This window comes from Macrococcus equi, from assembly GCF_047426745.1.
Lineage (GTDB): Bacteria > Bacillota > Bacilli > Staphylococcales > Staphylococcaceae > Macrococcoides > Macrococcoides equi.
This window is the reverse complement of record NZ_CP179732.1, coordinates 1,578,293-1,591,494: the sequence shown is the minus strand read 5'-3', so window position 1 is coordinate 1,591,494 and position 13,202 is coordinate 1,578,293. Positions and strand designations below refer to the sequence as shown.

General features: G+C 36.3%; 12 protein-coding genes. 2 read left to right on the top strand and 10 right to left on the bottom strand.

The window, feature by feature from the left end:
- Window positions 1-2 precede the first annotated feature (2 nt).
- Together ACMGE6_RS08420 and ACMGE6_RS08415 are read left to right on the top strand one after the other, a co-directional pair.
- Window positions 3-641 (top strand): CBS and ACT domain-containing protein, encoded by a 639-nt coding sequence (locus ACMGE6_RS08420; protein WP_414053433.1) that lies wholly within the window; start codon window positions 3-5, stop codon window positions 639-641.
- Window positions 638-1,774 carry an acetoin utilization protein AcuC gene (locus ACMGE6_RS08415; protein WP_414053432.1) on the top strand — a complete coding sequence of 379 codons (1,137 nt, stop codon included), beginning with the start codon at window positions 638-640 and terminating at the stop codon, window positions 1,772-1,774. The genes ACMGE6_RS08420 and ACMGE6_RS08415 overlap by 4 nt, the downstream gene beginning before the upstream one ends.
- 77 nt (window positions 1,775-1,851) lie before the next feature.
- On the opposite strand, the gene ccpA is transcribed toward ACMGE6_RS08415, so the two are convergent.
- The 10 genes from ccpA to ACMGE6_RS08365 all read right to left on the bottom strand — a co-directional run bounded on the left by ccpA (window position 1,852) and on the right by ACMGE6_RS08365 (window position 13,179).
- Window positions 1,852-2,841, bottom strand: coding sequence for a catabolite control protein A (gene ccpA / locus ACMGE6_RS08410; protein ID WP_414053431.1), 990 nt, complete (start codon window positions 2,839-2,841; stop codon window positions 1,852-1,854).
- Between the two features lie 85 nt (window positions 2,842-2,926).
- Window positions 2,927-3,997 (bottom strand): bifunctional 3-deoxy-7-phosphoheptulonate synthase/chorismate mutase, encoded by a 1,071-nt coding sequence (locus ACMGE6_RS08405; protein ID WP_414053430.1) that lies wholly within the window; start codon window positions 3,995-3,997, stop codon window positions 2,927-2,929.
- 83 nt (window positions 3,998-4,080) lie between these two features.
- The gene (locus tag ACMGE6_RS08400; protein ID WP_414053429.1) at window positions 4,081-4,614 is read right to left on the bottom strand and encodes a YtxH domain-containing protein; all 534 of its coding nucleotides are present in this window, start codon (window positions 4,612-4,614) and stop codon (window positions 4,081-4,083) included.
- 81 nt (window positions 4,615-4,695) lie between these two features.
- Window positions 4,696-5,226 (bottom strand): DUF948 domain-containing protein, encoded by a 531-nt coding sequence (locus ACMGE6_RS08395; protein ID WP_414046048.1) that lies wholly within the window; start codon window positions 5,224-5,226, stop codon window positions 4,696-4,698.
- An 81-nt stretch (window positions 5,227-5,307) separates the two neighbouring features.
- A complete protein-coding gene (gene murC / locus ACMGE6_RS08390) occupies window positions 5,308-6,603 on the bottom strand; it encodes a UDP-N-acetylmuramate--L-alanine ligase (RefSeq protein WP_414053428.1) in 1,296 nt (431 codons plus the stop codon).
- 11 nt (window positions 6,604-6,614) lie between these two features.
- Complete coding sequence (locus ACMGE6_RS08385; RefSeq protein ID WP_414053427.1) at window positions 6,615-9,986, bottom strand: DNA translocase FtsK; 3,372 nt, start codon at window positions 9,984-9,986, stop codon at window positions 6,615-6,617.
- A 10-nt stretch (window positions 9,987-9,996) separates the two neighbouring features.
- Entirely contained in the window at window positions 9,997-10,593 is a 597-nt protein-coding gene (ytpR, locus tag ACMGE6_RS08380) for a YtpR family tRNA-binding protein (RefSeq protein ID WP_414046045.1), read from the bottom strand.
- Window positions 10,594-10,714: 121 nt separating this feature from the next.
- Window positions 10,715-11,587, bottom strand: coding sequence for a DUF1444 family protein (locus ACMGE6_RS08375; RefSeq protein WP_414053426.1), 873 nt, complete (start codon window positions 11,585-11,587; stop codon window positions 10,715-10,717).
- Between the two features lie 280 nt (window positions 11,588-11,867).
- Entirely contained in the window at window positions 11,868-12,176 is a 309-nt protein-coding gene (locus ACMGE6_RS08370; protein ID WP_414053425.1) for a thioredoxin family protein, read from the bottom strand.
- A gap of 4 nt (window positions 12,177-12,180) precedes the next feature.
- Entirely contained in the window at window positions 12,181-13,179 is a 999-nt protein-coding gene (locus ACMGE6_RS08365; RefSeq protein WP_414053424.1) for a PTS transporter subunit IIC, read from the bottom strand.
- Window positions 13,180-13,202 lie beyond the last annotated feature (23 nt).

Below are 13,202 nucleotides of genomic sequence, written 5' to 3'. Positions count from 1 at the left end.
ATATGTTAGTTGAACGCATTATGACCAGTCCATGTGTAACATTCAATGCACAGGGGACAATTAAGGAAGTCATTCACTTAATGGATGAAAAAAATATACATCATGTACCCATTGTAGATGATGATGACAAGTTACTCGGTATTATTAGCGATAGAGATATAAAACTTGCATTACCTTCTAATTTAAATGAACGTGCACCGTCTGATTTGGATGTCTCAATCACAAAAATTATGCATACGCAGGTAATTACCTGTCACCCACTTGATTTTGTAGAAGAAATAGCGCTTGATTTCTACAATGAATCAATCGGCAGTATTCCTGTCGTGAAACGCGGGAAAGTGATCGGTATTGTTACCGCTAAAGATATGTTAAATACATTTATTGAACTTACTGGTGTTGTGACACCAGGCACAACGATACAGATTCAGATTCCTGATGTACCAGGTAATATGCATGAAGTCACAGAAGTTTTTCATCGATATAAAACAGGAATTGAAAGTATCCTGGTATTCCGTGATAAAAAAAATACGGGCAAAAAAATTGTCACTGTTAGAATGCAATCAATGCATCCTCAAAATATCATCGCTGAACTCGAGTCAAAAGGTTTCCAAGTCTATCACCCGATGGATAATAGCATATGACTTTGTTTATTTATGATGACTCACTCTTACATTATCGATTCAGCGACGATCATCCATTTAACCAAATGCGTTTATTACTAACCAAAACTTTACTGGAAGCATGTCATTTACTTGATGATAGTAAAATTATTAAACCGCGGATTGCTACAGAAGAAGAACTCATGCTAGGACATCAAAAAGAGTATATCCAGGCCGTAAAAGACGCAGGAAATCATTCAATTTCTGAAGAAGCATGCGAAAAATTTGGATTAAACTCAACTGATACACCAAATTTTAATGAAATGCATGAAAAATGTGCTTTACTTGTCGGCGCAACACTTACTGCAGTAGATGCAGTAATGTCAGGTAAGTGTAACACAGCATGTAACTTTGCTGGTGGACTGCATCATGGTTTCAGGGGACGTGCTTCAGGATTTTGTATCTATAACGACTCAACTGTAGCAATCGAATACATCAGAAAGCATTATAACCAAAAAGTATTATATATTGATACAGATGCTCATCACGGTGACGGTGTTCAATTTTCATTTTATAACGATTGTGATGTCTTCACCTATTCAATCCACGAAACTGGAAGATATCTTTTTCCAGGGACAGGAAACATCCACGAAAAAGGTGATGGCGATGGGTATCTATACAGCATGAATCTGCCTATCGATGCATATACTGAAGATGATTCTTTTCTTCGAACATTCGAGATAAGTTTAACAAAGGCTTGTGAATTCTTTCAGCCTGATATTATTATCAGCCAGAATGGTGCAGATGCACATGTTCTTGATCCACTCACTCACCTGTCCGTGACACACAGAACGTTTCAACAGATTCCTCAAATTGTCTATCAATGTGCAAAAAATTATACCAATGGAAAATGGATTGCTCTTGGTGGTGGCGGCTACAATATTTTTCAGGTGGCACCTCTTGCATGGGCTCAAGTATATAATGCAATGGAAGGACATCCCCCATTAACCGGAGCCATACCTGCAGCTTGGACCAGCATGTGGCAGCCTAAAGCAAAAATTAAAATTCCTGTTAACTGGAATGAAGATTTAGAACACTATCAAGCTATTCCAAGAAGACTGGATATTGAAGAAAAGAATGAACAAACACTTCAGAAAGTTTTATTGCATTACTAATAGCTTCAATTTCAGAAAAAAATATGCGGAAATCATCAAAATGATAATTTCCGCATTTTTTATTTTCATTAAAAAAGTTATTTCGTTGTGCCTCGGTACACAATACTATAAGGTAATATCACCTTAGATTCTTCAATCGGTTCATCATTCATATATTTTGTGAGTAAACGCATGCCAACTGCACCTATATCATAAAGTGGCTGCATAACACTTGATAATTTAGGACGGACCATCTTAACAAGTCTCGTATTGTTAAAACTGATCACCTGCATGTCATCAGGAATACGTTTACCATCATCCTGTGCAGCATGTACGATACCAATCGCCTGTTCATCACTAATACACAGAACCACTTCTGGTTGCTCTTCTTTCACTGCCTGATATGCTTTTTCACCGTCTAGATATTGTTCCTGACCAATGTAGATTGCATTTTCAGAAATCGTAATATCATTGTCAGCTAATACTGTTTTCAAACCTTCCAGAATATCAATTTGTGCTTTTTCTGAATAACCACCACCAACAAACGCAAATCGTTTCACACCATCAGCAATAAATTTTTGAGTAATCTCTTTACTCGCATTGATATAATCGATATTAACTGCTGGTAAGCTCGCATCAAGATCATGTGTACCTGATACAACGACTGGTACAGAAGCTGTCTTAATAAGATCTGTCGTTTGTTTCGATAATGTTCCGCCAAGAAAAATAATTCCATCAACTTGTTTAGACAAAAGATTGTTGAAAATTTCCTGTTCTTTATGTGCATCATTATCTGAGTTTGAAATAATCGTCTGATACTTATACATTGTCGCGATATCTTCTAAGCCACGTGCAAGTTCAGAATAATAAATATTCGAAATATCAGGAATAATTACACCCACTGTTGTAGTTCTTTTACTCGCAAGACCTCTTGCCACTGCATTCGGTCTATAATTTAATCTTTTTATCACTTCATTCACTCTGTCTCTAGTAGCAGGCTTAACATTTGGATTGCCATTAACTACACGGGAGACAGTCGCCATTGATACTTTTGCCTCTCGTGCGACATCATATATCGTAACTGTCATTATGTCCTCCTGTAAACGTTTTATTTATTATTCTAACACGTTTTCATAACTTTTTCATTTATCAAGTTCAATTATTCACAAATAATTAATAATTTTGTGCTGCTTGCTTAATTGCCTGATAAAACGTTTCAAACTCATCAAAGTCCATTTGCTGACCGGCATCGCTTAATGCGACTGCAGGATTTGGATGAACTTCTGCCATTACACCATCCGCACCTACGGCAAGTGCTGCACGTGCGACAGGTAACATAATATCTTTACGACCTGTAGAATGTGTTACATCAACCATAACTGGCAGATGTGTCCCTTGTTTTAGTATAGGTACAGCAGAGATATCTAATGTGTTACGTGTTGCTTTTTCATAGGTACGTATACCACGTTCACAAAGTATAATATTTTGATTGCCGTTCGCATGAATATATTCCGCAGCATACACAAATTCCTCGATTGTAGCGCTTAAGCCACGTTTGAGCAAGATCGGCTTATTAGTCTTACCCGCTTCTTTAAGTAATTCGAAGTTCTGCATATTTCTGGCACCAATCTGGAATACATCCACATAAGGATCAGCAAGTTCAAAATGCGCAGGATTTACAATTTCGCTTACTACGTTTAAGCCGTACTGCTTTTTCATTTGTGCAAGTATCTTTAATCCTTCAACACCAAGACCCTGGAAATCATAAGGAGATGTTCTCGGTTTAAATGCACCTCCGCGAATAAACTTCTCACCCTTAGCATGTAAATTTTTAGCGACTGCATCAACTTGTTCCAGTGATTCCACTGAACATGGGCCAAATACAAATGACTTATTTCCGTCACCAATGATAGCGCCATTTTCAAACGATACGATAGTATCTTCTGCCTTTAACTTACGAGACACTAATAAATGTTTTTCACTATTAGATTTTTGAAGTTCAGTCGACGCTTTAAATATTTCTTTAAATAACTGTTTAATCACATTATCATCAAAAGGACCTTGATTAAGATCCTGCAGTCGATTAATCATTTCTTTTTCACGTTCAGGATCATAGATTGCAGTCCCTTGTTTACGTTTTTCTTCTCCAATTTGTTTCGCTATTTCGCCACGTTCACTGAGTAGTTTTAATATTTCTATATTGATAGCTTCAATTCTATCGCGTAAATGATTCAATTCATTCATTGTTATTCCCTCATTTATATTAAAATTAAAAAATAGTAGACCGTCAGCCTACTATTTTAACATAACCAATATCAAATTGTGTATTATTTGTTTTTAGCTTTATTTTCTGCTTCTTTAGCAATTTCAATCGTAGTTTTACGTTCTCCTGTTGCCTCATCCTTGATAGGTGTATCAAGTTCTTTATCAACGACAGCCACTGGTTGCGTTAGAGAGTCATCTTTAACCTCAGACTTAATCGCATCCTTTTGAAGCTGTAAATCATTAAACGTTACATGATTGTCCTGTTTGTTTAATTTTTGAGCTGCTTTTTCTTTAATAACAGCTGTCTTCTCATTTAATTTCGCTGTAAATGCCTCTGTTTTTTCTTTGAAGCTTTGTGCGTTTCCTAACTGCTTGTTGTAGTGATCAACTGATTTAGCTTTAATATCATCTGACTTATTACTTAAGTCCTGTTGTAATTCTTTACCTGATTTAGGTGCTACAAGTAACCCAATTAACGAACCTATTGCAAGACCTGCAGTAAGTCCGATAGAAAAATCACGTGCAGTTGTATCTTTTTTTACTTTATATTCTTTAATCGTATGTGTATGTAAATCTCTATTATATGTGTTTGGCATGTTAAAACCTCCAGAATATTTTATATTTATTGTAGTTAAAAAATAAAGGAATGTACATTAATGTACATTCCCTAAAAGGTATTATTTTAAACCAGCATTAATTTTATCTTGATCTAAGTGGTCACCTTTTGTATGAGTTTCGTTAAAGTTATTTTGGTTAACATGCGTATTTTCATCAGCAAAGTTAACTGTGTTACGACGTTGTTTTCTCATTTGCCATTTATCTGCAACTTCCATTGCAACGTTAGACCATTGTACAACTTGTGCAATCTTATCTTCATTCTGAGAAATGTTATGAGTAATAGAAGTCGTAACATTATCTACAGAACTGTTTAAGTTTTGAACAGTTGAACCGATACCACTAACAGCGTCAACCACTGTGTTTAATCTTGCAGCTTTGTCCTGAACATCTTCAGCTAAGCGATTTGTTTTGTGTAGTAAATCTGTTGATTCACGTGTGATTCCTTGAATTTGTCCTTCAACACCATCAAGTGTTTTAGCAACATGATCTAAGTTCTTCTTAACTGACATTAAAGTTAATCCTAAGAATACACATAGTACTAAAAATGCAATTGCAGCAATCAAGCCTGCGATTGGTAAAATCCATTCCATAAAAACGCCTCCTAATTTTTTTAACTCTTGTTATTTAGTCAAATACCCTGATGATTGAAGGTTAAACATTAAACTCACCAGTTAAATAAGATTTTCGTAAGCTTTTTGAACTTTTTGTATATCGCCAGCACCCATGAAAATAATTACACTGTTTTCATGTTGTTTCAATACAGCTACATTTTCTTCGTTTATTAACTTAGCATTCGGTATTAATACCTGTAAATCTTTAATCGTGAGCTCACCTGTTGCCTCACGTGCTGAACCAAAGATATCACATAGGTATGTTTTATCAGCAATCTTTAAACTATCTGCAAAGTCTTGTAAGAATGCACTCGTTCTAGAAAATGTATGTGGCTGGAATACAGCGATAATTTCTTTATTTGGATATTTTTTTGAGGCTGATTCTAAAGTTGCTTTTATTTCTGTTGGATGGTGTGCATAATCATCGATCAACATTTGAGTTCCAAATTTCTTTTCGCTAAAACGACGCTTCACGCCACCAAATGTTGCTAATGCGTCTTTAATCGCCTGCATATCTAGTCCTTCTAAATGACAGATAGTAATGACAGCAAGTGCATTTAACACCTGGTGATTCCCGTACATCGGAGTTTTAAATGTATCAAGCAATGTACCATCAATATAGACATCAAACTTTGTACCTGTTTCAATTGTTTCAACATTTTTAGCGATCACTTTATTGTGTTCACCAAAGCCGTAATAATAAATAGGAATTTCAGCTTTTAAATCTTTTAGATTTTCATCATCACCGCATGCAACAATCGCTTTTTTAACTTTTTTCGTCATTTCCTGGAATGCATTAAATACATCACTCATCGATGCAAAATAATCCGGATGGTCAAAATCGATATTCGTAATAATTGCATAGTCAGGTGAATAGCTTAAAAAGTGACGACGATATTCACATGCTTCAAAAGCGAAATAATCACTATCAGGTAATCCCATTCCTGTACCGTCACCGATAAGGAACGATGTACGTTTGTCACCATTCATAACATGTGATAACAAGCCGGTCGTACTCGTTTTACCATGAGAGCCTGTTACTGCAACAGATGTATATTCACCCATAAATTTACCAAGGAAATCGTGATAACGTGTTACTTCAAGGCCTAACTCACGCGCACGTACGATTTCTTCGTGGTCATCGCCAAACGCATTACCAGCAATGACTGTCATTCCTTCTTTAATATTCTCTGCACTAAACGGAAGAATCTTTATACCTTTATCACGTAATGCAATCTCCGTAAAAAATTCTTTTTCGATATCTGAACCTTGAACTTCTTCTCCCATATCAAATAATATATGTGCTAAAGCACTCATACCTGAACCTTTAATACCAACAAAATGATATAAAGTCATTTGCTCATCTCCTAATAATCTGCTTGTTTTTCAGTAATTAATACTGTTCTTGGTTTAGAACCATTTTGACCACTTACATATCCCATATCCTCCAACTGATCGATAATACGTGCTGCACGATTATAACCAATCTGGAACCTACGTTGAATTTGAGAAGTTGAAATGTGCCCTTCATCAATCATGAAGTTACAAATTTCATCAAATAGTTCGTCTTTAGGTGCTTCTGAAACTTTCTTGAGTAGTTCTTGTTCCTGGAATAAATAGTTTGCCTCACCCTGCGTTTTAACGTATTGGACAACAGCATCGATTTCTTCATCCGATACATAGTTTCCTTGTATACGTATTGGTTTATTCATTCCATTACCTAGATACAACATATCTCCATTACCTAATAGTTTTTCAGCACCACCACTATCAATAATCGTTCTTGAGTCAACAGCAGAAGAAACCATAAAGGCAATACGCGTTGGCACATTAGCTTTAATCAATCCTGTAATCACATTAACGGATGGACGTTGTGTCGCAAGAATCATGTGCATTCCTGCTGCACGAGCTTTTTGAGCAATACGTGCAATTGAATGTTCGACATCTTGTGGTGACATCATCATTAAATCAGCTAATTCATCAATGACAATGACAATCTTAGGAAGACGCTCTACATAACTAACCTTCTGATTGTATGCAGTAATATTACGTACATGAATGTCTGCAAATATTTTATAACGACGTTCCATTTCCTCTACAACCCACTTCAAACTTTCTGTGGCAGCTTTAACGTCCGTTATAACCGGCGCAATTAAATGAGGTAAATCATTATATGGTGCAAGTTCTACCATCTTAGGATCAATTAATAATAATTTTAATTCATTCGGATTATTACGATATAGCAGTGATACTAAGATAGAGTTAATACATACTGATTTACCAGAACCTGTGGCACCAGCAATTAATCCATGAGGCATTTTTGCTAAATCCATAATCATCGGTTCATTATTAATGCGGGCACCTAATGCTACCGTTAACTTACTTTCTGCAAATTTCATCTTCTTACTAAATAAGACTTCACTTAAATTGACATTACGTGTTTCAACATTCGGCACTTCTACACCGACAAGGGATGTACCTGGAATCGGTGCCTCAATGCGAATATCCTTAGCAGCAAGAGCCATCTTAATATCATCCTGCAAATTCGTAATACGTGACACTTTCACACCTTTTTCCACTGACAATTCAAAGCGGGTAACTGATGGTCCAACGACAACATTCTCAACTTTTGCCGGAACATTGAAATGATAGAAAGCATCATTCAATTGTGATTTGTGTTCTTCTACCCATGTTTCGTCACGTTCCTGTTTATCTTCAGGATTTAATAATGAAACGGGAGGCAGTAAATACTTCGGACCGATACGCTTTGAAGGTTCTTTTTTCTTAACCTCTGTTTGTTTCAGTTCCTGCTCATTTTGAGGTTCAGATGGTTGGTCTGGTGTTACCTGCTCAGAATTTACAGCCCCTTGTTCAAAGGACTGCTGGATATCCTGAGAAATTGAAACATTACTTATTGATTGAGAAGATTCAGAGACCGTTTGATCAATATTATCTTGAGGTTTTATTTCTGCACGTTTCTTTTTATCTAATAAACGACGTTTATCACTCGGTGTCATCACAACATTAAACGGTGATACCTTTTTCTTAGGTAACGTATCAGGTTTAAAATCACGAATGTTTGCTTTTAACTCATTGTTTTCAACCTGCACATAATGCCCTTGAGGTATGTCGTTATTATCGTCAACAGTGTTATCTTCTGAAATATCTTTAACTTCGGCCGCGTCAATATTGTTCACTTCGTCTTCTGTAATTTCTTCTGTTTCTATAAGTGGTAACACCGGTTCAAGCGAAGACTCAGTTATGTCAGATTCAGATGATACTGTCTCAGTTGTTGGTTCATAATCACTGACCGCTTCTATCTTTTGCGTATTGATATCCGGCATTAAAGTAGGTTCAAGTGATTTTTGCACAACAGCATTGTCCAATGTTTCAGCTTCAAATACTTCCTCAATCGTATCATCTATAGTTTCCACTTCTAGAACAGGTTCATCCACTGAATCGAACGTAACATTCTCATCCAAAAATGCTTCGTCACTAGTTTCTTCAGGTGTTTTGTTATTATCATCAGCAGTTGCTATATCAGATAAGTTTTCAGTTGTATCCTCATGTAGCTCATCATTTTTTAAATCATCATGATCTTCAGTCATTTCATCATCCAGCTCTACAATTTCAATGACATCTTCATCACGTACCGTGTCGGCCGCTTCAATGATCGATAAGCGTTCTACAGGTTGATTAAAAGGCGTTTTTGTTGAATACGTATAACGTTCTCCATCAACAAGCGAAATATTTTCAACTTCATCAACCACACTTTTATCTTCAGCATCTGTCTCCAGTGCTACTTCGTCATTGTCATCTGTCGTTGTAATATCAATAGGTTGAATTGCTGGTTCATGTGGAATCTCTTCTTCAATAATTGTTACACGTGTATTATCTGTATGTCCCGCAGTGTCATCTAAATAATCTTCATCAGAGTCTTTTTCATTCATCAGAGAAGCAATAGCTTCTTGTTGCTGCTTTAATTGTTCACGTTCTAATTCAAACTCTTTTTTCCGTTGAAGCTTCTTCTCACGTTCACGTCTAATTTCTGCAACAATTTGAGAGGCATACACATTTTCAATATTTACGGTATTATCTTCCTTACGGTAAGTCGGTGTTGCTGGTCTGAAAGTTTCACTCTTTTCCCCTTGAATAGGTTGAACTTTCTCCGGCATCTTAAGTTTTGCTGGATCTTTACGTGGTTTTGTCCCGTATATCGCTGATGGAACCTCAGATGCTTTAAATTTTGGTTGATGCACATTGTATTGTTTCTGTGTAAAAGATGTGTTATGTTTTGATGATTTTTCTACTGTTGTCTTTGGTGTATACGAACGATACGATGAAGTATTGTCGATTCTGGTCTTTGGCTGATAGCGTTCATAGGTTACATCAGGTTTACTTTCTTTCCTGTTATAATCTGGTGCACTCTGTCTACCACGTCTTCTTTCACGTCTCGGAACATAATCCGTTTCAAAAGAAGTTCTAATATCTTCCGTATTAATCTCCTGGTCATTACTTTGTCCATACATCTTATGAGCTGACTGCTCAACACGTTGTTCTTGATCATTTTGCCTAATTTGCACGTGATCTTCTGCTGTCTTAATATTATCAACATTTAATGGGAATCTAAATTTTCCTCTCGGCCTGCGATAAACATCATCCTGTGTTTGTTTAGGCTCTTGTTGGTGCTGTACTGACTTGTCCATTGATTCTCCAAAAAGTTTATCAAACCAACTCATATACTTCACCCTATTCTGCTTTGAAGAAGTCTTCGCCAATTTGACGTGAATCGTCTAATACTAAAATACCTTTTTTCTCTTCAGAATCAGTCAGCCCAAGTTCACGTTCCGAACAAATCATCCCTTTTGAAGGTACTCCGCGCAGTTCTGCATCTTTTATCTGCATACCACTTGGCATGACAGCTCCAACTTTAGCTACGACAACCTTTTGACCTTGTGCGATATTTTTCGCCCCACATACGATTTGTAATTTTTCCGTACCTACATCTACAGTTGTAATGTTTAACTTATCAGCATCAGGATGTTTCTCACACGTCTCTACATAACCAACGACAAACTTTGGTGATAGGTCCACTTCTAGCGGAGCTTCTAATCCCTTTTGAACTAATAGGTCATTGATTTTTGTCATTAAATCTTCTGTTAACTTCACTTGCCCATTGGCATCTAACTCTAATGACTCCACACCACTGACATTATAACCAACAACTTTACCATCTTTTTTAATCGTGATGATATCACCATTTGTAGTATATTCAAACGGGCCATCTACCGGCTCTAAAGTGATAAATAAATAATCTCCAACAATTTTATTATAAAAAATATTCATGTGATTGCTCCTTCTGGTCTGTTTTATTATTCTTTTTCTATTATATGCTTTATTGCTTCGATTTTCTTAAAAAAACATTTAAAAATAAAGAAAATATTACACTCAATATATTTTCATTTATTTATTTTTTATTCATCCTCTTGCTTTTCCTTTTTTCTTTCATGAATTTCTGACGATTCTTTTCTATACGCTGAATCGCCTGCTGATCACGCTTAGCATTATTCTTACCTAAAATAAATACTGGGGTTAACTGACCTTCTTTATATTGAAAAGAAAGAGACGTTATCGGAACTAATCCATTCGCAAAGAATGACATCGTCATCTGTGCCAAAACGTCATATCCGGTTTCATTTTGGATATCAGCGATAATCAACACATCCGCATGAGGTGTTGCAACGAGCATATCTCCTGTAATACGTTCATCAAAATCTTTCAGCAGCTGTTTATTTAAAATCCTGCTTGCATCGTAGCCATCATTTGCATTGAAGAAATAAAAAGTATTGCCGGCAACAACATCCGTCTTATATGACGCTTTTAAACCTTGTACATTAAACAACGCTTGTTCTTTAATATGCTGTTCATCAATTTCAAGTTCCTTTATCACTTCTGAATCAATTAAGCGATACGTCTTACCTAGGTCTATCGCATAATAAATATTCGTTTCAGCAGTATGTTCAGAAATTAGGAAAGGCACATCATTTTGTTCTTTCGGGAAACTCGTTGAACGAATGACCGGCATAATCTTCGCACCACTTGGTAATGACGTATTCCCCATTGCTTGAATTGTTTCATTGATATAGTACAGAACCTCATCTATAATTTGCTCATTTTTCTCTTTATATTTAGCTGCAACAGGTGCAAGCTTAATCGTTAAACCTTTGTGATTATCAAGACGTTCAACACGTAACGTTTCTTCTTTACGGTCAAACTTTGTAGAAACGATCGATGCATCTAATGATTCAATCAATCGATCTCTTATTTCAAAAACATTCACATTTTCACTCCTTTAATCTTACAAACGTAGCATTCTCACATAACCCTCATTGTACAATAAAAACTAAAGGTATTAAAGCAGAGGCTGTCGACAATACGTTTTGGCGCGCTTAAACTGAAGAAAATCCACATGAAATCGCTCTTTGATTTCAGTGGATTTTTGAAGTTTACTGAGCGACAGCATTGGAGACGCCGTTTAGAGGCTGTCGAACTTGCGTTCAGGTCCGTAAAACATAAAGAAAACAAAAAAATTCTCCCTAAATTTTAGGGAGATTTAAGTATTAAAGTGACTGAATAAATTCATTCACCTGTTCTTTTGTTTTTCTATCCTTTGATACAAAACGTCCAATAACTTCTGAATCTTTAAAAGCAATAAAGCTAGGTATACCCATCACTTCATACTCCACCGCTAAATCAATAAATGCATCGCGGTCAATCGAGATAAACTGATAGTCTTTGTTTTCTGCTTCAATTTCCGGCATCAACGGATCTATAAAATGACAATCTGGGCACCATCCTGCCGTAAACATTGCAATTGTAGGTGATTGTATTGCTTCTCTAAACATTTCTACGTTTTCTATTTTTTTCATTATTTTATCCTCCTGTATTGATTTTCTGTTGACCATCTTTAATAATATTAGCTCTTATAAGCATTACATATACAATATAACTGATAACACCAGGTAACAGAAAGTGAAACACTCCAATTTGTAGCCATGTAGTTACACTGCTTCCCATCGTTTTTATCGTCATGATCTGCCCGACAAATCCACTCGTTCCCATTCCAGCACCAGCTGCTACATTTTTCATCGGCCATAATAGCGTCATTAACGGTGCAGTGATAATACTCGCAATAACTGGTGGGACTAATATAAATGGATGTAGCATATAGTTAGGGATTTGTATTTTACTTGTGCCGATACCATGTGCGATCAATCCTTGAATACCATTATCTTTAAAGCTCGTCACTGCAAATCCAATCATATGACAACAACAGCCAATCGTCGCAGCAGCTGCTGCTGTACCATTGATACCAAGCATCAATGCTAATGCAGCACTTGATATTGGACTTGATAAAGTTAATCCAAAGATAAGAGACACGAGTATCCCCATAAGTAATGGTTGTTGATCTGTTGCAAATGAGATAAATTCTCCTAAAGATAACATAAATTTCTGGATGAAAGGTCCTACTAACTTCCCAATCAATGCACCGATTACTAATGTAAGTAACGGTGTTAAAATAATATCTATCTTCGTTTTACCACTATAGAATCTTCCGAGTTCTGAAGTTGCGAGACTCACAACATAAGTCCCTGCTGCACCTCCCTGTTCGTATCCATACATGCCGGTAATAGCACTCGCAAAAATAACCATCGGCTTAGCTCCGAGACCAAAGGCAACTGCAACACCTACTGCAGCACCAGTATAAAGTTTCGCAAGTTTTCCGATATCAATGAGTAATGATGTGTCGACAAATGGCTTAAGTTCTGTACCCAAAGTTTCTAATATAAGACCAATAATTAATGAACAGAATAAACCTAAAGCCATGAAACTCATTCCGTCAACGAACCATCGTTTCAGTAATGCTTTCAAACTATTCTCCCCTTTAAAGTCAT

Excerpts from the sequence above, each read along its gene's own strand:
- ACMGE6_RS08400 (WP_414053429.1), bottom strand. The coding sequence starts at position 4,614 with ATGCCAAACACATATAATAGAGATTTACATACACATACGATTAAAGAA.
- ACMGE6_RS08395 (WP_414046048.1), bottom strand. The coding sequence starts at position 5,226 with ATGGAATGGATTTTACCAATCGCAGGCTTGATTGCTGCAATTGCATTT.
- ACMGE6_RS08420 (WP_414053433.1), top strand. The coding sequence starts at position 3 with ATGTTAGTTGAACGCATTATGACCAGTCCATGTGTAACATTCAATGCA.
- ccpA (WP_414053431.1), bottom strand. The coding sequence starts at position 2,841 with ATGACAGTTACGATATATGATGTCGCACGAGAGGCAAAAGTATCAATG.
- ytpR (WP_414046045.1), bottom strand. The coding sequence starts at position 10,593 with ATGAATATTTTTTATAATAAAATTGTTGGAGATTATTTATTTATCACT.
- ACMGE6_RS08415 (WP_414053432.1), top strand. The coding sequence starts at position 638 with ATGACTTTGTTTATTTATGATGACTCACTCTTACATTATCGATTCAGC.
- murC (WP_414053428.1), bottom strand. The coding sequence starts at position 6,603 with ATGACTTTATATCATTTTGTTGGTATTAAAGGTTCAGGTATGAGTGCT.
- ACMGE6_RS08405 (WP_414053430.1), bottom strand. The coding sequence starts at position 3,997 with ATGAATGAATTGAATCATTTACGCGATAGAATTGAAGCTATCAATATA.
- ACMGE6_RS08370 (WP_414053425.1), bottom strand. The coding sequence starts at position 12,176 with ATGAAAAAAATAGAAAACGTAGAAATGTTTAGAGAAGCAATACAATCA.
- ACMGE6_RS08385 (WP_414053427.1), bottom strand. The coding sequence starts at position 9,986 with ATGAGTTGGTTTGATAAACTTTTTGGAGAATCAATGGACAAGTCAGTA.